Origin of the sequence: Deefgea salmonis (assembly GCF_020531905.1) — a bacterium.
GTDB classification, from domain to species: domain Bacteria; phylum Pseudomonadota; class Gammaproteobacteria; order Burkholderiales; family Chitinibacteraceae; genus Deefgea; species Deefgea salmonis.
This window is the reverse complement of record NZ_JAJAWG010000011.1, coordinates 17352-36108: the sequence shown is the minus strand read 5'-3', so window position 1 is coordinate 36108 and position 18757 is coordinate 17352. Positions and strand designations below refer to the sequence as shown.

Below are 18757 nucleotides of genomic sequence, written 5' to 3'. Positions count from 1 at the left end.
GCACCCTCTGGACCGGCATGCTGCTTGTTGGTCTGCTGCAGGTGTTTGGTGTGTTGGATGAGGTATGTTCGCCTAGCCTTTTTGAATAAAGACTTCTAGGGCAATACGTGTGCCAATATAACCAAGAAATAATAAGATGAATCCCGCCAAAGCCCAGTTGGCTGCAAAACGGCCGCGCCAGCCATACAATAATCGGCCCGCTAGCAGCGTCCCAAAAATAGCCCAAGACATGAAGGCAAAAATAGTTTTGTGGGAAAATGTCAGTAATAAACCACTGTGTTGTATTGAAAAATACACGCCAGTAATGAGTGCCGCGCTCAATAAAATAAATCCCAGCGTAATGCAGCTAAACAGTAATTGTTCTAGCGTGAGCAAGGACGGCAAGGTGCGGACTAAAATTTTTCTATTGTTGCCGTGCAGATTGCGGTCGGAAAAACGCATTAGAATGGCAATCGCAGCCGCATTGACGATCAAACCTTGCGCCAGCATCGCGAGTAAAAAATGACTGCGAGACAGGGTGTTTTGCACGTAAGTGATCAAGTGCCCGGCAGGAAGCAGCATCGACAATAGTATAAAACAGCTGATAAATGCGAATAATGGCGGCTCTAGGCCATCGAGCTGCCAATATCGCCGACCAACAATATAAATCAGCAAACTTAGCCAAGCGGTGAGCGATAAAGATTCGGCCGCGCCAAAATGCAGTTGCTGACTGCTAATAAACGGGAGTAGAACCACTGTGCCGTGGATGCACAGCCCCGCTAGCAATAAAATTGTTTCTGGGAAATGGCGTGCAGCCGCTTGCCCGGTCAGCCGGATTTGGCAAAAATGCCAGCCGAGGATCAAGTAAATCGTGAAGGTCAGTAGGGTAAGCAGGGTGAGCACGTCAAATCAGGGTAAAATGTGAATTGTTTAGTCTAACAGAGTCGGTGCCGAATCGGCATCAACCGTATTAAAGGTGTAACGCATGTTTGAGAATCTGTCCGGCCGCTTGGGTGGTGTAGTTAAAACGCTGCGCGGTAACGCCCGCTTGACTGAAGACAATATGAAGGATGCGCTGCGCGAAGTTCGCATGGCGTTGCTCGAGGCCGACGTGGCCTTGCCGGCGGTCAAACAATTTATTGCTGATGTTAAGGTTCGCGCAGAAGGCCAAGAAGTTGTTGGTAGCTTAACGCCTGGGCAAGCCTTAATTGGTGTCGTTTACGAAGAACTCACCAAATTGATGGGCGCGCAAAATGATGCGCTGAATTTGGCCGCGGTGCCACCTGCCGTTATTTTAATGGCGGGCTTACAAGGCGCCGGTAAAACGACAACATCGGGCAAGTTAGCCAAGTTACTCAAAGAAACGCAGAAGAAAAAAGTCCTGTTGGTGTCGACTGACGTCTATCGGCCAGCGGCGATTGAGCAGCTCAAGACTTTGGCTAATCAATTAACGGTGGATTGGTTCCCTTCGGATGTGAGTCAAAAACCGGTAGATATCGCTTTGGCGGCGATTGATCATGCGAAACGGCATTTTTATGATGTATTAATCGTTGATACGGCTGGTCGTCTCGCAATTGATGAAGCGATGATGGCTGAAATTAAAGCCCTGCATGCGGCAGTAAATCCGGTTGAAACGCTGTTTGTCGTTGATGCAATGCAAGGTCAAGATGCGGTCAATGTCGCGCAAGCCTTTAATCAAACCTTGCCGTTGACCGGTATTGTTCTGACCAAAATGGACGGCGATTCGCGTGGTGGTGCGGCACTTTCAGTGCGGCACGTAACCGGCAAGCCAATTAAATTCTTAGGTACCGGAGAGAAACTCACCGGGTTAGAGCCATTCCATCCAGATCGGATGGCCAGCCGCGTGCTCGGTATGGGGGATGTGCTCTCGTTGATTGAAGACGTTAAAAATTCAGTTGATGAAGCCGAAGCACTCAAAATGATGAAAAAGGTCAAATCCGGTAAAGGATTTGATCTAGAAGACTTTAAAACCCAAATTCAGCAAATGAAAAAAATGGGCGGGATGTCGGCCTTGATGGATAAATTGCCTGGCAATATGGCAGCGATGGCCGACAGCCAAGTGAACGATAAATCGGTGGCACGGATTGAAGGCATTATCAATTCAATGACGCCACTCGAGCGCCGTAAACCTGAGCTATTAAAAGCCAGTCGCAAACGCCGAATCGCGGCTGGATCTGGGGTAACGGTACAAGAAGTCAATCGTTTGCTGAAGCAATTCGAGCAAACACAAAAAATGATGAAGCAGTTTTCGGGTGGCGGCATGATGAAAATGATGCGCGGTTTAAAAGGCATGATGCCTGGTATGTAATTTATGGGTATTTAATTGTAGCCCTTGCTTTATTTGGGCTTCAGTTTGATACCCATATGGCAATTGTTTTAAAGCCGCAATGCTGTAGCAATAAACCATCGCCGTTTAGAACATAATCGCTGCTCGTCCTTGCAGTGAACGCCGATTTCTGGCAGAATCGCCGCCTTTCTGCTAATTACCAATATTGGGTTTTATTATGGTCGTGATTCGTCTAGCTCGTGGTGGCGCAAAAGATCGCCCGTTCTACAACATCGTTGTGACTGATTCGCGCAACCGCCGCGATGGTCGTTTCATCGAGCGCGTAGGTTTCTACAATCCTCAAGCTCGCGGCGCTGAAGAAGCCGTTCGTTTGACTCAAGATCGTCTAACTTACTGGTTAGGTGTTGGCGCTCAGCCTTCTGATACTGTTGCTCGTTTGATCAAAAACGCAGCTAAGTAATCAGTGTCAAACAATCTTAAGGCCTCGCACTCTGCAACTGAGATACCCAATGACTTGGTATCGATGGGCTATGTGAACGGGGCTTTTGGCATTCAAGGCTGGATTAGCCTCGTCGCGGATACCGAACACGCTGATAGTTTGCTCGACTACAAAGTCTGGTGGCTAGGCCGAAACGGTGTTTTCCGTGCTTACAACGTCGTTGATTCGCATGTGCAGCCTAAAAAATTAGGTGCCAAGCTCGAAGGAGTAAATGACCGTGATGCGGCATTTGCACTCAAAGGTTGCGAAATTTCGATTCCGCGTAGCAGCATGCCTGCCGCCGGAGAAGGTGAGTACTACTGGGCCGATTTAATTGGCTTGGCGGTATTTAATGAGCAAGGCGAGCGCTTGGGTGTTATTGAGAAGCTGTTTGAAACAGGCGCAAACGATGTCATCGTTGTGAAAGATGAAACAACAGAGCGCCTTGTGCCTTTTGTTGGACACGTTGTGCTTGATGTCAATCTTGAGACGCGTTTGATGCGCGTGGACTGGGGTCTGGATTATTAATCCTGATTCCTTGGCACGGTACTTGGGTTTGCATGCAATTTGATGTTGTTACTTTATTTCCGGATATGTTTGATGCCATCAGTGCGCACGGGGTCACTCGGCGCGCAGTAGAATTAAACTTAATCGGCTTAACAACATGGAATCCGCGGCATTACACCACGGATAATTATCATCGTGTTGATGATCGCCCTTTCGGTGGTGGTCCTGGCATGGTGATGTTCGCTGCACCTTTAGATGAAGCGTTGATCGCTGCAAAGCAACATCAGCGTGAATTAGGTGTCGTGCCACATACGGTTTATCTGTCGCCGCAAGGTGCACCGCTAACGCATAAAAAAGCTGAAGCTTTGGCGAAAATGCCAGGCTTGGTCTTGTTATGTGGGCGTTATGAAGGCGTTGATGAGCGAGTGATTCAATCGCAAGTCGACGAAGAAATTTCGGTGGGTGATTATGTTTTATCGGGTGGCGAATTGCCCGCGATGATCTTAATCGATGCCGTATCCCGTCTGATACCAGGGGTATTAAATACCGCTGCCAGTGCGGTGGAAGATTCTTTTGTGGATGGGTTGCTCGATTGCCCGCATTACACCCGTCCCGAAAATTATCGCGATATGATCGTTCCTGATGTCTTGATGTCAGGTAATCATGCCGCAATAAGGCGCTGGCGCCTAACGCAGTCTTTGGGACGTACTTGGTTGCGTCGCCCAGATTTGCTGCAAGGTCGTCAGTTAACTAAAGAGGAAGCTCGTCTTCTGGCTGAATTCAAAACTGAACATTCAGCAAGCTCAATGGATTAAACCTTTGAGTGGAAGGTACGGTTTCACATACGGAGTAGTATCCAAATGAATTTGTTACAAATTCTTGAGCAAGAAGAAGTTGCTCGCTTGAACAAAGCAATCCCTGATTTTGCACCTGGCGATACCGTTATCGTTAGCGTAAAAGTGAAAGAGGGTACTCGTGAACGTCTACAGGCTTACGAAGGCATTGTTATTGCTAAACGTAACCGTGGTCTGAACAGCGCCTTTATCGTGCGTAAGATTTCTTCTGGTATGGGCGTTGAACGCACATTCCAAACTTACTCTCCACTCGTAGCTTCAATTGAAGTTAAGCGTCGTGGTGATGTTCGTCGCGCTAAATTGTATTACCTCCGTGATCGTTCAGGTAAATCTGCACGTATTAAGGAAAAATTGCCAGCACGTAAAGTGGTTGCTGCTAAGGCGTAATCGCTTTTTCACAACGACTCAACAGTGCAAGCTACCCAGCGTAGCGCAGCAAAAACCCGCTAATGCGGGTTTTTTTTCGTTTGAGGACCGCCGAACGTTGTTTTTTGATGAGTATTTTAAGTGTGCTCGACTTAATCGATATCGCCGTTGATTTCGAGCCCTGATTTGCCGTCGATGTAATCTAATCGCTCGATGGCATGCATTTTGCTGGAATCACCGCATTGCAGTGTATTGATGGGCTTAGATCATGTTAAAAGTGCTTTATATCGATGACGGTGTTGCCGCAGACGCAGATTGGCTGATACTCCCTGCAGCCTATCAATGGGTTGCAGAGCGCGCAACCGCCCATTCTTTGCCTGCGATATTTGCGCGTGAGCAGCCCGATTTTTTATTAATTCGTTCGCTAACGCTCTCTGCAGCACTGTTTAGTTCGTTAGAGCAACTGCATTTAACGCCCAAACCCATACTGCTATTTTCTACCAGCAATGAACGTGAATTAATTCGTATGGCGCTCTCGCTTGGGGTGAGTGCGTATGTGCTTAATGATTGGCGAGCCGAGCGTTTAGCTGCAGAGTTATTGCTTGGCTCGCTGCGCTTTGAAGAAAAGCGCCACTGGCAAGCGCAACTTCAGCAAGCTCAATGCCAATTGCTTGAACGAAAAATCATTGATCGAGCGAAAGGTTTATTAATGGATAAACAGCATATGAGCGAACAACAAGCGTTTGTCGCTTTACGCAATCAGGCGATGAAACAAGGGATTAAGTTAGCAGATGCTGCGCGGCAAGTTTTAGCGCTCGCCAGCTGGATGGACGCGTAATCTCGAAATAAACACATCGTGTCTCACTTTGGCATTGCTTGATCGATTGCGGTGCATTGTATGTTGCAGTGCCGCATTTTAGTGCTTACTGAATCGCTATTTATTTTTATAAAAACCGAGCTCAGTGCATATCTGCTTGATTTCTAGCTGAAAATTTAAATTTATCGCAATGGCATGCTCCTTGCTATCTTCCAATCACCTAATACAACGACGTGTTAGAGCTTGGGGCCAACGATGGCCTTGCAAAGTGTAGTGCTCCTTTGGGGTGCTAGTGAACGATAGAACGCTGCGAGGACAACATCATGAAAAGCAATTTTTGGCGTGCAGGGCATACGCCGACGTTATTGGCGGCCTTTCTTTATTTTGATCTAAGTTTTATGGTTTGGTATTTATTGGGGCCGCTGCAAATTCAAATCGCGACGGCACTGAATTTAACCACGCAAGAACGGGGTTTAGTCGTTGCAACCCCCATTTTAGCTGGCGCTTTGCTGCGTCTAGTTTTGGGGATCTTAGTCGATCAAATTGGCCCAAAACGTACCGGGCTGATTGCCCAAGTTATCGTCATGCTGGCGATGTTGGCTGCTTGGCGTTTGGGCATCCACAGCTTGAATGAAGCTTTGTTGCTTGGACTGTTTCTAGGTTTTGCCGGTGCGGCTTTTGCGGTGGCTCTACCACTGGCTTCACGGTGGTATCCGCCTGAGCATCAAGGTACTGCGATGGGCATTGCGGGGGCGGGTAATTCAGGCACGGTTTTAGCGGCTTTGTTCGCGCCAATGTTGGCGCTGGCAGTGGGGTGGACCAATGTGTTTGGCGTGATGCTGATTCCTTTAATCCTCGTATTTTGCTTGTATTGCATGATGGCCAAAGACGCGCCAGGGGCCGCGACCCCAAAGAAATGGCAGTCGTATATTGAGGTTCTTGCCCAGCGTGATGCGTGGTTGTTTATGGGCTTTTATGCCATCACTTTCGGGGGATTTGCCGGTTTTGCTAGCGCCTTACCCGGTTACTTTCATGATCAATTTAATTTCACGCCGCAAGTTGCCGGTTGGTATACCGCCGCCTGCGTTTTAGCCGGTTCGGTGATGCGGCCCCTGGGCGGCGTGATTGCCGATCGGATCGGTGGTACACGCACCTTGTTAATGGTTTATATCGCTTGCAGCATATTGATTGGACTGGTTGGCTTGGGATGGGGTGGCTCTACGGTCGCATTAAGCTTATTTATTGCTGCGATGCTGTGTTTGGGCGCGGGCAATGGGGCGGTATTTCAATTGGTGCCACAGCGCTTTAATCAGGATTTAGGCGTGATGACGGGCTTAATTGGTATGGCCGGTGGTGTTGGGGGATTTTTCTTGGCTGCTGGCTTAGGGGTGGTGAAGCAAGGCACGGGCAGTTATGCCTTGGGTTTATGGTTGTTTTCTGTATTGGCTTTAGGCGCTTGGTATGGCTTATCAGAAGTCAAAGTCCGTTGGCGCAGCAGCATGGGTTTAGCACAGGCAAGGATTTAATCCCTAGGTATTGCTTTGAAGTCTTTTTATCTAAACGCATGTAGATCAATACCTAATATCAACCTGAAGAGATCCCGACCATGTCGAAACCTAAATTGATTGTGATTGGAAACGGCATGGCCGGTATCCGCACTGTAGAAGAATTGCTGCTATTGGCCCCACATCATTACGACATCACCGTTTTTGGTGCTGAACCCCATCCAAATTACAACCGTATTTTGCTTAGCCCGGTACTCGCTGGCGAGCAAACATTTGACCAAATCGTGCTCAATACCGTCGATTGGTATGCTGAAAACCATATTACTTTGCATATGGGCAAAGCCATTACCCAGATTGATCGGATTCGCCGAGTTGTGGTTGCGGATGACGGCAGCGAAACGCCGTACGATCGATTATTGCTGGCAACCGGCTCGACGCCAGTGATGTTGCCTATTCCCGGAAAGGATTTAAACGGTGTATTGAGTTATCGAGATATTTACGATACCGATACGATGATTCATGCGGCAACAACCAAGCAAACCGCCGTCGTTATTGGTGGTGGCTTACTGGGATTAGAAGCCGCCAATGGCCTGATGTTACGCGGTATGGCGGTCACCGTGGTCCATCTCGGGCATTGGTTGCTTGATCGTCAGTTAGACGTGGCCGCAGGCAAACTACTTGAAAAATCACTTCGCGAACGGGGTCTGACATTTTTGCTCGGGCAATCAACGGCCGCGATTATCGGCAATGCTGCGGGCGATGTGTGCGGAGTTCGATTTAGCGATGGTACTGAAATTGCGACGGATTTGGTGGTCATGGCGGTGGGTATTCGGCCTAATACCCAATTGGCGCTTGCCGCTGGTTTGCATTGTAAAAACGGCATTGTCGTTAGCGATGCCCTGCAAACCTACGACCCACGGATTTATGCGGTTGGCGAATGCGTCAATCACCGTGGTACTGCCTATGGCTTGGTCGCACCGCTGTTTGAAATGGCCAAAGTGGCCGCTAATCATTTGGCGCTGATGGGCTATGGCCAATATCAAGGCTCGATACTCTCGACCAAATTGAAAGTCACCGGCATCGATTTATTTTCGGCCGGTGATTTTATGGGCAGCGACGAGGCAGAAGAAATCGTGTTGTCTGATCCCGCTGGCGGCGTATACAAAAAACTGGTCATCAAAGACGACAAACTGATTGGCGCTTGCCTGTATGGCGACACGCTGGATGCCGCGTGGTATTTCAAGCTATTACGCGACGGGCGCAATATCAGCGATCTACGCGATCACCTGATGTTTGGTGAGAGCAGTGTCGGAGACGCCGGCGTCGCAGGGCAAAGTCGTGTTAGTGGGATGCAAGACAAAGACGAAGTGTGCGGCTGTAATGGCGTTTGCAAAGGCACCATTGTCAAAGCCATTAATGAGCAAGGGCTGTTCACGGTCGACGATGTTAAAAAACACACCAAAGCGGCCAGCTCATGTGGTTCTTGTACCGGCTTAGTCGAACAAATTCTGATGAATACCTTGGGCACGCATTTTCAAGAAACGCCTAAAACCAAAGCAGTTTGTGGCTGTACCGACCATACCCACGCGCAAGTGCGGCAATCGATCAAGCAGCACCATTTGCTCAATCATGCTCAGGTGTACGAATTCATGGATTGGCGCACGCCAAACGGCTGCGCCACATGTCGCCCAGCGGTCAATTACTACTTACTTTCGACGTGGCCGCATGAGTCGGTCGACGATCCACAAAGCCGTTTTGTGAATGAACGCGTCCACGCCAATATTCAAAAAGACGGCACCTTTTCGGTGATTCCGCAAATGAAAGGCGGCGTCACCAATGCGTCCGAGCTGCGCCGCATCGCCGATGTCGCCGACAAATACGCCGTGCCGCTGCTCAAAGTCACCGGCGGGCAACGCATCGATTTATTGGGGATTAAAAAAGAAGACCTCGTCAATGTCTGGGCCGATTTGGGCATGCAATCGGGCCACGCTTACGGCAAGTCAATCCGTACCGTCAAAACCTGCGTAGGCAGTGAGTTCTGCCGTTTTGGCACGCAAAACAGCACGCAAATGGGGATTGACCTCGAAACCATGCTCGCCAATATGTGGTCGCCGCACAAGGTCAAATTGGCGGTCAGCGGCTGCCCAAGAAACTGCGCCGAAAGCGGGATTAAAGACGTTGGCGTGATCGCGGTGGAAAGCGGTTGGGAGCTGTATGTCGGCGGCAACGGTGGCATCAAAACCGAAGTGGCACAGTTTTTCTGCAAAGTGAAAACTGCTGACGAAGTGAAGGAATACAGCGGCGCATTTTTGCAACTGTACCGTGAAGAAGCCTACTACCTCGATCGCACCGTGCACTACATCGCCCGCGTTGGCCTTGATTATGTCAAAGCCAAAGTCGTCGAGGACGCCGCCAATCGCCAAGCCTTATTTGAGCGATTGCTGTACTCACTGGACGGCCTACGCGACCCATGGGCGGAACGCATTGCCGGCAAAGCGAAACGGGAATTCATACCGATTAAGGTGATTGCGTAAAAACCATTAAAACCCGACGCAGAGGCGCGGAGACGCAGAGGAAAAAACCAGTAGAAATAAGGTTTAACGACTGAGTTAATGACTTAATTAATTTACGTTTTAAGGTTTTCTCCGCGCCTTTGCGCCTCTGCGTCGAAAGGTTTGTTTTAAACAAGGACCACAAAATGAATATGAAAGCCAATCCAACCTGGATTTCTGTTTGCCATATCGACGAAATCCCTATGCTCGGTAGCCGCGTCGTCGAGCATCCTAGCGGCAATATCGCGGTGTTTCGTACTGCGAACGATACGGTGTTTGCGCTGCTCGATCATTGTCCGCACAAAGGCGGGCCGCTGTCGCAAGGCATCGTGCACGGCGAATCAGTCACTTGCCCACTGCATAGCTGGAATATCGATTTAAAAACCGGCCAAGCGCGTGCGCCCGATCAAGGCTGTGCACGGCGCTTTCCGAGCAAGCTCGAAGAGGGGCAGGTGTTTTTGTCTCTTTGATGGGTATATTGATGTAGCCTTTGTTTAGCAATGGCTACAGCTCAATAGATGGTATAGGTATGTTGTTTAATCCATGATGATCAAGGAGTAAAACCATGGCCATAACGCGATCGACCTGTTGTTACTGCGGCGTGGGCTGTGGGGTTTTGATTGAATCGACGGCGGATCAAATCACCGGCGTGCAAGGCGATCCTGCGCATCCTGCGAATTGGGGGCAGCTGTGTACTAAGGGCTTGTCACTGGCCCAAAGCGCGGCCAGCCTCACCAATCGCGCGCTGTACCCCGAGCTGCGTTTGACGCGTGATGCGCTGCGTGAACGTGTCGATTGGGCGATGGCGCTGGATTCTGTCGCCGAGCGCTTTGCCGACATCATCGAACAACACGGCCCTGACGCCGTTGCATTCTACGTCTCAGGGCAATTGCTGACCGAGGATTATTACGTCTTTAATAAGCTGGCGAAGGGTTTGGTGGGCACCAACAATATCGATACCAATTCGCGGCTGTGTATGTCGAGCGCAGTGACGGGCTACAAAATGGCGCTCGGCGCTGACGGCCCGCCGACGTGTTACGACGATTTGGAAGCAGCACACACGGTGCTGTTTGCCGGTAGCAATATGGCGTATGCGCATCCGGTGTTGTTTCGTCGATTGGCGGCGGCCAAAGCCGCCAATCCAGCGGTGAAATGGATTGTGATCGATCCGCGCCGCACCGATACCGCCGTAATGGCGGACCTGCATTTACAAATTCAACCCGGCACTGACGTTGCGCTATTCAATGGCATGTTGCATCACTTGCTATGGGAAGGGCTGGCCGATCCGCAATTTATCGCCGCGCATACCACCGGTTTTGCCGAACTGAAAACCATGGTGCGCGATTACACCCCGAAAATGGTCGCCGAAATTTGCGGTATTTTAGAAGAAGACTTGCGGCTTGCCGCTGAATGGTTTGGCGCTAGCCCAGCGGCGCTGTCTTTGTATTGCATGGGCCTCAATCAATCCAGTCATGGCACGGACAAAAATCTGGCGCTGATTAATCTGCATCTGGCCACCGGCCAAATTGGTAAACCCGGCGCGGGGCCTTTCTCTTTGACTGGCCAACCCAATGCGATGGGCGGGCGTGAAGTCGGTGGCATGGCGACGATGCTGGCCGCGCACCGTGACATTGCGAATGCCGAACACCGCGCCGAAGTCGCCGCGCTATGGGGCGTCGATTCAGTTTCCGCTCAACCGGGCCTGCCGGCGATTGCGATGTTTGACGCGATTAAAGCGGGCAAGATTAAAGCGATTTGGATCGTTTGCAGCAATCCGGCGCATTCCTTACCCAATCTTGCCCATGTGCGTTTGGCCTTGGGAGCTGCCGAGCTGGTTGTTGTACAAGACGCTTTTATCAATACCGACACCGTTGCTTTTGCCGATGTGGTCTTGCCCGCAAGCAGTTGGGGCGAAAAATCCGGCACCGTGACCAATTCGGAACGACGGATTTCACGCGTGAACGCCGCCGTTGCTGCGCCCGGTGAAGCCAAGGCCGATTGGGAAATTGCCGTTGCGGTTGCACAGCGGATTGAAGCGCGCTTGCGGCCCGATAAACCGACGCTGTTTCCGTATGTCGATACCGAAATGATCTTTAATGAACATCGCTTATTAACACAGGGTCGTGATTTAGATATTAGCGGACTCAGTTATGCCCAACTGGCGACAAGTCCGCAGCAATGGCCGTTCCCCGCTGACGCGTCACACGGCCAAGCGCGGCGTTATACCGACGGTGTGTTTGCCACTCACGATGGCAAAGCGCATTTTCATGCGGTGCAATATTTACCAGTTGCTGAGGCGACCAATTCGCGTTTTCCATTTCATTTAATTACCGGCCGTTTGCGCGATCAATGGCATGGCATGAGCCGCACCGGTCGTGTACCGGCCCTGTTTGAGCACAGCGCCGAACCGGCATTAACGATGCATCCGCTCGATGCTGAGCGCCGCAGTCTCAAAGCCGGTGATTTGCTCAAAGTGAGTAGCAAACGCGGCAGCTTGATTTTGCCTTTGGACATCGCCGATTCGGTTGCCTCGGGCACGGTGTTTGCCGCGATGCATTGGAATGGGCAATTTTTAAATAGTGGCGGGATTAATGAGGTCTGTAGCAGTGCGGTGGACGCTAAATCCGCGCAACCCGAGCTAAAACACGCCGCTGTTCGCGTAGAAAAAGCCGAGCTACCTTGGCGGCTGGTCGCGGCAATGTCGGTGGAAGATGTTGCTGGTGGCGATATTCTCGCCTTACACGCCATCGTGCAGCCCTTATTGCAAGCCTGCGCTTACGCCAGCGTGAGTTTGCAAGGCCGAGAAAATCCGCTGCTGGTGCTGCGCGTCGCCGATATGGCGGCACCCGAAGGCTGGTTGGAACGGCTATTTACTGCGCTGCAACTGCAGCCCAGCGCCAATGTGCTGCAATATCAAGATGCCAAACGTGGCGTCATCAAGCGCGTCGCTTGGTCGGATGACGCGGTATTGCGAGGGTTTGTACTGGCGGGCGATATTGCCGGCAGCGCCGCGCTGATTGCCCAGCTTGGCTTGGTCTGGACCGGGCCCCGCATCCGCGTGTTTACGCCAGGCCAAGCCGTGGCAAATGATCGCGTGATTTGTCAGTGCCTGTATGTCCGCGAATCGCGAATTCTGGCTGAAGTCACTCAGGGGGCTGACGTCGCGCAATTGAAAGCCAAACTCGGTTGCGGCAGCGTGTGTGGATCTTGTATCCCTGAGTTAACTCGGCTTTGCCAAACCGCATTAGTCTGTTAACGCCTGAAGCGCAGCGTTTTTTTGTTAAAGACGCTCGCTGGGCAGTGGTAAAAGCGCCTGTTTGGCCGCTTGGATCACTGCTTGGCTCAGTCGCTCCAACTTTGGCGATTGTACTTGCCAGCAATGCCAATACAAGGTGATGTCGGTGGCTTGGCTCGGTGCCAGATCGATCAATGGCCGTAGGCCCGTAGCGGGCTGATATTGTATTTCGGGCACCATGCCATAGCCCAAACCCAATTCAATGGCTTGTAAAAACGCCTCGCTCGATGGCACGTAATGGCAATTGAGATGGGTGCTGGGTAGTCCGAGCGTTCGTAATAAGAAGTTACTTTGCAGCGCATCTTTACGATTAAACACCATCAGTGGCGCACGGCGCGCCGCTTCGCGTTGCAAGCCTTGCGGAAAATACCGGGCGGCAAAGTCAGGATGCGCCAATAAGCGATAGCGCATGATGCCAAGGGCTTGGGCACGGCAGCCGCGTAACGCTTCTGATTCACTAGAAATCCCCACCAAAGCCTGCCCGCTCTCTAGCAGGGTATAAGTATGGTCTTGATCATCCAAACTAATGTCGAGTAACAGCTGCTCTGCTTGCAAAAATTGGCTTAAGGCCGGTAAGAGCCAAGTGGCGAGCGTATCGTGGTTGACCACCATTGTGACCGGCAAAAAGTGCTGCTGTTCATGCTCCAGTTCGGCTAAAAATTCATGCTCTAACAACTGACTACGCCGCAGATATTGCAGTAGGCGTTGGCCAGCGCGCGTGGCGCGGCAAGGACGGGAGCGGATGAGCAGTGGCGTGCCAAGCTGGCTTTCTAGTGCGCTAATTCTTTGTGATACCGCCGACGGCGTGAGGTGCAGCCATTTGGCGGCTTGTTCAAAGCTACCGCTATCGATCACCGCCAATAACGCTTCGCCTTTATGGGTATCGAGCATTGCCGCCCCTTTATTAAGAAATTTTAATGATTACTTAGAAATAATAAATCATATTTAATTTGTTATGTTTTTTGCTGACAATGGAAACCTCATTCAAGAGGTGTTTTATGACGTTCGATTGGCTGGTTTTTACTAAAGCATTGGGCTTATGCGCGGCGTTGATTATGGCGATTGGCGCACAAAATGCCTATGTGCTGAAAATGGGGATTCAAAAACAGCATGTATTGCTGACCTTGGCGGTGTGTATCACGCTCGATGCGCTGCTGATTGCCGCTGGCGTGTTGGGCATGGGCGTTTTGGTGCAATCCTCGCCGATTTTATTGTCGATTGCTCGTTGGGGCGGCGCGGCTTTTTTGTTGTGCTATGGCTTACGCAGTTGGGCTGCGGTGTTACGCCGCAATACTTTGCAAGTCGCAATTGAACCTGAGGTGGTCAGTGTCCGGCGGGCTTTGTTGACCATTTTGGCGATTTCGCTACTCAATCCGCACGTCTATCTGGATACCGTGGTGCTATTGGGTTCAGTGGGCGGGAGTTATCCAGTGGCGATGCAGCCGAGTTTTATTTTGGGTGCTGCAACTGCGTCGCTATTGTGGTTTTCGGTGTTGGGTTTTGCGGCGCAAGCCTTGTCGCGATACTTGGCCCGGCCCGTGGCTTGGCAATGGATTGATGGCATTACTGGCGCGACGATGTTGTTTTTGGCCGGTAGCTTAGTGGTTTCTTAGGTTTATTTTGCATTAACTTGCTGGGGGCTTTCGCGGCGACTCCGCGTTTATTTGTGGGTATTTGTCTGTAGATTATAAAAAATATAAGCTACAGACCAATACCTCAGTAATTTATTTCTGGCGCAATCTGTTCTGCGTAATCATACAGCGCGGCCAAAATCGTTTCGCCACGCTCGTCGGCCTCTTCGGATAGGCGATCAATTTCTTCGCTATACGCTTCGAGCGTTCGCGCACCTGCTGCGCCATCAAATAATTTGTCACTACGCCATTTATCCCAGCGCTGTATTTCTTGCTCATTTAAGCTGCTTGGGTAGTTTCGGGCGCGATAGCGGAAGAACAATTCTTCGAGCTGCCTGTCGTCAAAGTGCGCTTGCTCTAGCGCGAGTTTTTCCGGCGAGAGGGTGCGAATGCGATTCAGAGTGCGGCGATCGGTCGGAGCAACAAAGCCGCCGTATAAATTGGCATCGACATCGATGGTTTCACCTTGATTATTCCGCTTAAAAACATCGCGCCAAATGGTGTTTAAATCGGGGCTATTGGCCAATTTGGCGGCATGCGTTTGAATCGCGTCCAGATTAACGCCCCAAAGGGCCGCTTGCTCGGCGCTCAGCGTTTTTAAATTGCTGACCACAATCGGCGATTTATTGGCATGAATGGTTTTGATGGGCAGTCGTGTTACGCCCTCGGCTAAATCGGCTTGTTTGCTAAACATTCGCTCACGCATCGTTGCCGCATCCAGCGTAAATAGCTCGCTAGGATCAAAGGCTAAATCCCAAACGATGATTTCATTTTTATTAGTGGGGTGCGTCGCCAGCGGCCAAACCATCGCCAAATTGCCGCGATCAACGCCATACATGCCGGAGATATGAATAAAAGGCTTGGGATTGGCCAGATTGATTTCGTCAAAGACGCGATCTTTTTTGCGTAAAGCGAGGCAAAAATCAAACAGCCGGGGTTGTTTTTCCCGAATCAAGCGCGCTAAAGCAATCGTCGCTCTGACGTCAGATAAGGCGTCATGCGCCGCCTCATGCGCCAGATGGTTGGCTTGGCTTAGGTGCTCCAGCTTAAAGCTGACTTTTCCTTCGTCATTCACTGGCCATTCAATTCCGGCAGGGCGCAGTGCATAGCAAGCTCGAACTACATCAAGTAAATCCCAGCGCGAGCAATCGTTCTGCCATTCGCGGGCATAGGGATCCATTAAATTGCGCCAAAACAGATAACGCGTCACTTCGTCATCAAATCGAATGGTGTTGTAACCCACGCCAATCGTGCCGGGCTGAGCTAGCTCGCGTTCAATCAAATTGGCAAATTGATTTTCGGGAACACCTTTTTCTAAGCAAGTTTGCGGGGTAATGCCCGTGAGTAGGCAAGCAAAAGGATCGGGCAAAAAATCATTGGCGGGCTGGCAATAGATCATCAGCGGCTCGCCAATTTCATTGAGCTCGCTATCGGTACGAATCCCGGCAAACTGGCTAGGTCGATCCAAGCGCGGCGTTGCGCCAAAGGTTTCGTAATCGTGCCAGAAAAAAGTGCTATCCATTGCGCTACCGTCAGTTGATTAAACCTTGCCATCATAACGGGATTACGCCATTTTGGGCGTGGCAAAATTAAAAGCGAACCGAATTGCGCCAGCTTTTTAATACCCAACGCGCCAAAGCATCGTCATTTAACGCCGCCAGCGCGCTGCGATTTTGCTCGGGCATAAAGCGCTTGATTTCATCAAAACACCAATCGCGTTACTCAGTATTCATCGCGTCTAAAAGATGCTTGCCGCTAGCAAAATGGCGAATCGCCATTTCGGCGTCCAAACCATCGCAGGGCCACAATTTTTTTGGCATGGCAAGTGAGATTTAAATGTGCAAAAGCAGATTTCATGCGTTCAGTGTGCGAGTAGTCGGTGAAAAAAACTGCGATTTAAATCAAGAGAATGAAAAAAAAGCTTTTTAGATGATTTAAATTGGGTGATAAGACTTGGTTAGTTGCTTAGGCATTTTATCTCTTGTATTAAATAATCCGAAACGATCTCAGATCAGAAATAAGTTAAACGAAATTGTTGGAGATCTGAGTTGTATGCAGGCTGATCTTGGCGTGCTAATTGCAACGTCTAGATAAAATATTTAAGGATCTAGCCCCGTTCGGGGCTTATCTTTTATTGTTAGTTTTGCTGCAGATAGTCATATCTGCTCGGAGCGGTATCCCACTCTTTTGCGCTGCTGAGTTGAGGGCGCTCGATAATCCAGAAGTTGAATTTTCTTGCTTTATCCAGTTCGATGAAGTCGGGCTGTCCATGTGCTGCTCCTAGCTCGAATAACCAGTATTTTCCTGTGCCGGCTGCTTTTGTGGTTCCGGCCTGCTCGGCCGAAATTTCTGCACGGTTGACTTGCCGTACTGAGCGGATGTCAAACATGTAGCGGATGGCGGTTTTACCATCGGTAGTCTTTGCCGCGATGGCGCAGTGTGAAAGGTCTGCGATGACTGTCGCCGGAATTTGCTGTTTTTCCAGCGTTTCTGCTGGTATGTGATACCAGCGGGCTGTACCATTCCGAAAGCCTTCCAGATATTCGGATGTTCGGCTGCCGCCTGTTTTTGCAACCAGTACCAGCTCTGCTGATCGGCGTAGCTGCAGGCCGGATGGCGCAATTCGCACCGAGTCGCGGGCCAGATGCTCATCCGGCGCTTCGATGCGGTATTCAATGCTGGATGGCTTGCTGCCGAGGTGATCAAGTAAAAAAGTCGCCAGCCATTGATTGGCCTGGCCCGGTAAAGCGGGGAAGGCGCCAATACCCACCGCCTCAATGGCTGCGTGATAGGGGTTGGTGGCAGGATCATTCTGATCGGTATGCCAGCCGGGATAGAGTACATATGCGCCAACGACTGGGCGACTTTTGGGGGCAATGCCGTCGATTGGCTCGCCCAAATGAATCAGCGCATCGCGATAGCGGTGCATCTGATTTAGCGCATCATCGGGCGCTATATCCTTGTCGGTCTTTTTATCTATTTCAACACGATATTTAGCGTCAAAAATCCAGATAATTGATTCCCCGTTGGTGAACGTGGCTTCCAGTACGATGTCTGGCTTCTGGATCGCATTCCATGAATAGATCCGGTCGTATTTACTACCAGGTTTTTTGAATATTGGTTCGTGAGCCAGGCGAAGTTTGATGCCATCCGTGCGATTAAAAACAAAAGATGCACCCATGCCGTCAATCAGTTCTTTTTCCGTATTTTTTTCGCGCAGTAGTGCCTTGCTGCTTTCCTGTTCGATAAAGCCCAGTTCCTGCAACTGTCTGCAGATTTCGAGTAAGCACCATACTTCATACAGCTCGGAGATCGGTTTGACTGAAACCGAAGCATTGTGGCCAAACAGATCCAGATAGAGTTTCAGCTGCTGCCAGACTCGGTAAACACCGGCATAACCGGCGCGCTGATGCAGAACCAGCGATTCCCGCGCCATACCATCGAACTCGCCGACCTCGCCAAATAGCGGATGCGCTAGCTGCTGGCTGATTTGCTGTTGCCACTGCGCCAGCTCGCTAAAAAATGCCGATGAAATTCGTTCTTGATCCGGTGCCGAATTATGTCGTTGTGCGCTGGCCGAAAAGCGGGCCAGGCTGCGGCTGCAATGCTCCAGCACCATACGGATAAAGCGGTTTTCAGCTGTATCTACCGAAAGGCGGCGGCTGGTCGTTTGAAAGCGCCGGTGCAATTCGCCATTTTTTACCGCCTCAGCCACCCGCTCTTCCAGCCTCGGCCTGATCCGGCCGTGCAGGCGTTCGGCGCGGACTGAGCGCACCGTTTCCTGTAGTCGATTATGCGGCGCGTTGCAGATATAGCGGACTTCTTTCAGCAATGCTTCGCGTAGCGATGAAAACTGGGCCAGCCAGAGCAAGGGAAATCTCTCAAACGGCTGGCGTGACTCGGCCAGCTCGACATCGGTTTTCTGCGCCAGCGCAAAACGCCACAGCGGATAGGATTGATCAATCGCGGTATTAATCTGCTGCAGATCATCGGCCATCACCATTTTGGTCGGCAATACCTCGACCGCAATCGCCGCATCCTGCCAGACGCCAGCGCGGCGATAATGCAGCCCTAGGCGCAACCAGCCGATATCGTTGCCAGTGTTCAGCGTACCGCGTAGCGAGCTGCCGGTAAAACGGAAGGCATCACAGACGCTGGAAAGCCGATGGCGGATTTCTGCCGTGTCTACATCATCAGCGAAAGAAAATTCAAACTCGTAGCTGCGGTTTTCAAAGAAAACTGGCTCACCCAAATGCAGCTCATGCTCGCTAATGCAGGGTATAGGTATGCAGGTTTTGTATATTGATGGCTGTAGCCGTATACGTGTTAGTTCCTGACTGGCCTTGCGCGCCGCCAGCGTGCTGGCCAGCTGCTTTCTAGCCAGCTCGACATCTCGGCTCCAGACATTGAGCGACCAGTCGGCGGTAACCAGTTTCAGTAAATCCGGCATCGCAATTCCTTGTGA

15 protein-coding genes are annotated in these 18757 nt (G+C 50.8%); 11 read left to right on the top strand and 4 right to left on the bottom strand.

Annotation, left to right across the window (positions count from 1 at the left end; genetic code table 11):
- Nucleotides 1–72: 72 nt before the first annotated feature.
- Nucleotides 73–882 (bottom strand): cytochrome C assembly family protein, encoded by an 810-nt coding sequence (locus LG219_RS13240; RefSeq protein WP_226764952.1) that lies wholly within the window; start codon nucleotides 880–882, stop codon nucleotides 73–75.
- Between the two features lie 82 nt (nucleotides 883–964).
- Between LG219_RS13240 and ffh the strand changes: the two genes are divergently transcribed.
- From ffh to LG219_RS13190, 10 genes are all read left to right on the top strand, one after another.
- A complete protein-coding gene (ffh, locus tag LG219_RS13235) occupies nucleotides 965–2308 on the top strand; it encodes a signal recognition particle protein (protein ID WP_226764951.1) in 1344 nt (447 codons plus the stop codon).
- A 196-nt stretch (nucleotides 2309–2504) separates the two neighbouring features.
- Nucleotides 2505–2747: a 30S ribosomal protein S16 gene (rpsP, locus tag LG219_RS13230; RefSeq protein ID WP_173532418.1), complete on the top strand. Its 243-nt coding sequence runs from the start codon at nucleotides 2505–2507 to the stop codon at nucleotides 2745–2747.
- A gap of 3 nt (nucleotides 2748–2750) precedes the next feature.
- A complete protein-coding gene (gene rimM / locus LG219_RS13225; protein WP_308444087.1) occupies nucleotides 2751–3293 on the top strand; it encodes a ribosome maturation factor RimM in 543 nt (180 codons plus the stop codon).
- Nucleotides 3294–3325: 32 nt separating this feature from the next.
- A complete protein-coding gene (trmD, locus tag LG219_RS13220) occupies nucleotides 3326–4087 on the top strand; it encodes a tRNA (guanosine(37)-N1)-methyltransferase TrmD (protein WP_226764950.1) in 762 nt (253 codons plus the stop codon).
- 45 nt (nucleotides 4088–4132) lie between these two features.
- A complete protein-coding gene (gene rplS / locus LG219_RS13215) occupies nucleotides 4133–4513 on the top strand; it encodes a 50S ribosomal protein L19 (RefSeq protein ID WP_226764949.1) in 381 nt (126 codons plus the stop codon).
- Between the two features lie 247 nt (nucleotides 4514–4760).
- Nucleotides 4761–5330: an ANTAR domain-containing response regulator gene (locus LG219_RS13210; RefSeq protein WP_226764948.1), complete on the top strand. Its 570-nt coding sequence runs from the start codon at nucleotides 4761–4763 to the stop codon at nucleotides 5328–5330.
- A 302-nt stretch (nucleotides 5331–5632) separates the two neighbouring features.
- On the top strand, nucleotides 5633–6835 hold the full coding sequence (locus LG219_RS13205) for a nitrate/nitrite transporter (RefSeq protein ID WP_226764947.1): 1203 nt from the start codon (nucleotides 5633–5635) through the stop codon (nucleotides 6833–6835).
- Nucleotides 6836–6915: 80 nt separating this feature from the next.
- A complete protein-coding gene (nirB, locus tag LG219_RS13200) occupies nucleotides 6916–9348 on the top strand; it encodes a nitrite reductase large subunit NirB (RefSeq protein WP_226764946.1) in 2433 nt (810 codons plus the stop codon).
- 164 nt (nucleotides 9349–9512) lie between these two features.
- Nucleotides 9513–9836 carry a nitrite reductase small subunit NirD gene (nirD, locus tag LG219_RS13195; protein WP_226764945.1) on the top strand — a complete coding sequence of 108 codons (324 nt, stop codon included), beginning with the start codon at nucleotides 9513–9515 and terminating at the stop codon, nucleotides 9834–9836.
- A 95-nt stretch (nucleotides 9837–9931) separates the two neighbouring features.
- Nucleotides 9932–12622, top strand: coding sequence for a nitrate reductase (locus LG219_RS13190; protein ID WP_226764944.1), 2691 nt, complete (start codon nucleotides 9932–9934; stop codon nucleotides 12620–12622).
- Nucleotides 12623–12646: 24 nt separating this feature from the next.
- Here LG219_RS13190 and LG219_RS13185 read toward each other — a convergent pair whose 3' ends face one another.
- Nucleotides 12647–13552 carry a LysR family transcriptional regulator ArgP gene (locus LG219_RS13185; RefSeq protein ID WP_226764943.1) on the bottom strand — a complete coding sequence of 302 codons (906 nt, stop codon included), beginning with the start codon at nucleotides 13550–13552 and terminating at the stop codon, nucleotides 12647–12649.
- 107 nt (nucleotides 13553–13659) lie between these two features.
- Here LG219_RS13185 and LG219_RS13180 point away from each other — a divergent pair, with 107 nt between their 5' ends.
- Nucleotides 13660–14274 (top strand): LysE/ArgO family amino acid transporter, encoded by a 615-nt coding sequence (locus LG219_RS13180; protein ID WP_226764942.1) that lies wholly within the window; start codon nucleotides 13660–13662, stop codon nucleotides 14272–14274.
- A 103-nt stretch (nucleotides 14275–14377) separates the two neighbouring features.
- Here LG219_RS13180 and sbcB read toward each other — a convergent pair whose 3' ends face one another.
- Nucleotides 14378–15814, bottom strand: a complete 1437-nt coding sequence (gene sbcB / locus LG219_RS13175) for an exodeoxyribonuclease I (RefSeq protein ID WP_226764941.1) — start codon at nucleotides 15812–15814, stop codon at nucleotides 14378–14380.
- Nucleotides 15815–16429: 615 nt separating this feature from the next.
- Nucleotides 16430–18742, bottom strand: coding sequence for a DUF2357 domain-containing protein (locus tag LG219_RS13170; protein ID WP_226764940.1), 2313 nt, complete (start codon nucleotides 18740–18742; stop codon nucleotides 16430–16432).
- Nucleotides 18743–18757 lie beyond the last annotated feature (15 nt).

Bases quoted from the DNA above. Each gene is read 5' to 3' on its own strand.
- LG219_RS13210 (WP_226764948.1), top strand. From the start codon at position 4,761: ATGTTAAAAGTGCTTTATATCGATGACGGTGTTGCCGCAGACGCAGAT.
- nirB (WP_226764946.1), top strand. From the start codon at position 6,916: ATGTCGAAACCTAAATTGATTGTGATTGGAAACGGCATGGCCGGTATC.
- LG219_RS13205 (WP_226764947.1), top strand. From the start codon at position 5,633: ATGAAAAGCAATTTTTGGCGTGCAGGGCATACGCCGACGTTATTGGCG.
- LG219_RS13170 (WP_226764940.1), bottom strand. From the start codon at position 18,742: ATGCCGGATTTACTGAAACTGGTTACCGCCGACTGGTCGCTCAATGTC.
- rpsP (WP_173532418.1), top strand. From the start codon at position 2,505: ATGGTCGTGATTCGTCTAGCTCGTGGTGGCGCAAAAGATCGCCCGTTC.
- rplS (WP_226764949.1), top strand. From the start codon at position 4,133: ATGAATTTGTTACAAATTCTTGAGCAAGAAGAAGTTGCTCGCTTGAAC.
- nirD (WP_226764945.1), top strand. From the start codon at position 9,513: ATGAATATGAAAGCCAATCCAACCTGGATTTCTGTTTGCCATATCGAC.
- LG219_RS13185 (WP_226764943.1), bottom strand. From the start codon at position 13,552: ATGCTCGATACCCATAAAGGCGAAGCGTTATTGGCGGTGATCGATAGC.
- trmD (WP_226764950.1), top strand. From the start codon at position 3,326: ATGCAATTTGATGTTGTTACTTTATTTCCGGATATGTTTGATGCCATC.
- sbcB (WP_226764941.1), bottom strand. From the start codon at position 15,814: ATGGATAGCACTTTTTTCTGGCACGATTACGAAACCTTTGGCGCAACG.
- LG219_RS13190 (WP_226764944.1), top strand. From the start codon at position 9,932: ATGGCCATAACGCGATCGACCTGTTGTTACTGCGGCGTGGGCTGTGGG.
- LG219_RS13180 (WP_226764942.1), top strand. From the start codon at position 13,660: ATGACGTTCGATTGGCTGGTTTTTACTAAAGCATTGGGCTTATGCGCG.
- ffh (WP_226764951.1), top strand. From the start codon at position 965: ATGTTTGAGAATCTGTCCGGCCGCTTGGGTGGTGTAGTTAAAACGCTG.